2 protein-coding genes are annotated in these 1,815 nt (G+C 66.9%); both read right to left on the minus strand.

Annotated features, from left to right (window positions below):
* Positions 1-831: 831 nt before the first annotated feature.
* Positions 832-1,185 carry a VOC family protein gene (locus ACFWUY_RS41465; RefSeq protein WP_384122173.1) on the minus strand — a complete coding sequence of 118 codons (354 nt, stop codon included), beginning with the start codon at positions 1,183-1,185 and terminating at the stop codon, positions 832-834.
* A 535-nt stretch (positions 1,186-1,720) separates the two neighbouring features.
* The coding region (locus ACFWUY_RS41470; protein WP_384122176.1) for a multicopper oxidase domain-containing protein at positions 1,721-1,815 on the minus strand (95 nt) is incomplete at its 5' end.

The raw sequence follows: 1,815 nt of genomic DNA on the forward strand, positions 1-1,815 counted from the left end.
TCCGCACTGTACTTCGAGGGCCGTGCCACGTAGATCTTCACCTTCCTGGACCAACGTCCATTGTCAGGTGTGTCCACACCGCAGGGGCCACCTCAGGTGCCTGGCCATGGCCGACGACGTGGCCGTAGCGTTGCCCGGGAACGGGCGTCGGACGGCTCATGCCGGATGGGGCGGGAAGCCTGGTCGAGGCGCCTGGCCTACGCGCCCGATACGACTTGGGGTCAGAACTTGTTGATGGGGACGGGCGGCTTCTCCTCGACGTCTTCCTGGTCAATGGGAAGCAGGCGTCCCGCGGTACGGAATCCCGTATTGCTGACGGCGCCGCTCGGCAGCTCCCGGGCAACGCCACCGGTCACCAGGGCGTAGGCGCGGGCCAGTTCCCCAGCGCCGAGGACGCCTGTCCGGCGGATTTGTCCGTGACGTGCTGTGCTTCCTGGGCGATGGCCCGCAGGAGTGCGTCACGGGCTTCGGTGGCTGCCGATGCAGGTTCGTGAAGTCTCGGGCAGCGTTGCAGCGTGCTGGGCAGCTTGAGGAAAGGACACCGATCTGAGGCCACTGCCTGCCGACACGTTATGAGGCTGAGGGGAAACGTGCAGGTCGAGCTTTGGCGCCTGACGCCGACGTTGAGGCCCTACCACCAAGCTGTAGGGCCTCATGTTCCGTGTCGGAATCTCACGGTCGATGTCGGATACGACATCGCCATGAGACTGACCAGGCTTTTAGGACGAATTCGCTTGTAGTGGTGTGGCCGGGTGGGCGACCGGCGGCTGGGACAGTTGCGGGTGGGCGAAACCTGTCCGGCACCTCCGCCCGAACGGCTGCCCGGCCCGCTCAGTTCTTCCGCTCACCCAGGACACAGAATTCGTTGCCCTCCGGGTCGAGGAGGGTCACCCAGTGCTGCTCGTCCTGCACGGTGTCGGCGCGCCGGGCACCGAGGGAGAGCAGCCGGGCGACTTCGGCCTCCTGGTCGTCGGGGCGGAAGTCGGGGTGGAGCCGGTTCTTCGACGTCTTGCCCTCGGGGACAGGCACGAAGAGCAGGCCCGGCATCTGGTCCGGCTCAGGCCGGATCTCGATGATCTCCTCGGATTCGTCGACCACTACCCAGCCGAGAGCCTCGGCCCACCAGCGCCCGAGGGCGATGGGGTCGGAGGAGTCGACGATGATCTGTTCCCATTCGAGTGCCATGGGCGTGAGCATAAACAGGGTCGGCTGGCTGCCAGGGCTGGGGGTGACTGTTGTCGACCGCCGGTCCGGTGGGCGGATCGTGTTCCGCAGAGCGGCGGGGTGCCGGACACGTCTGCTGTGACGTTTCGATCGTCTATGTGCTGGTCAGGGGGTGTGTCTGGCGGGCTCTTCGGTCTTGCTCCGGGATTCCGGAGTCGGCCGCGTACCGCCGGTTTTGAGTCTGGTCGGGTGCGGGGGTGGGGGGTGGTTGGGTGGGGAGGTCCTCTACCGGTTGGGTGAATGCCGGTCTGTTCGGCCTGTTCCGTGCGGTTCTCGGCTGTGCCCGGGGTGGGAGCGGGGGGTGGGGTGGGGCGGGGCGGGTTTCGGGGTGGGTGTCCGGTGGGTCGTGGGTGGGCTTGTTCCTGCCCGTCGGTGTCGTGGCGGTCGGTGTCCGTGGCGGCCGGGTGCTGAAGGGGGGCTCGGTTGTGGAGGGGGGCTCGGCTTCCTGTGGTGGCCGGTGTTTCCGGGTTTTGGTCTGGCCGGGGTCCGCGGTCGGTTATTCGGTGGTGAAGTCGGCCATCATGGCCATGTCTTCGTGTTCGAGGTTGTGGCAGTGGAGCATGTAGGTGCCGGGGTAGTGGGTGAAGCGGG

The sequence above is a fragment of the Streptomyces sp. NPDC058664 genome (assembly GCF_042716635.1).
Taxonomy (GTDB): Bacteria; Actinomycetota; Actinomycetes; order Streptomycetales; family Streptomycetaceae; genus Streptomyces.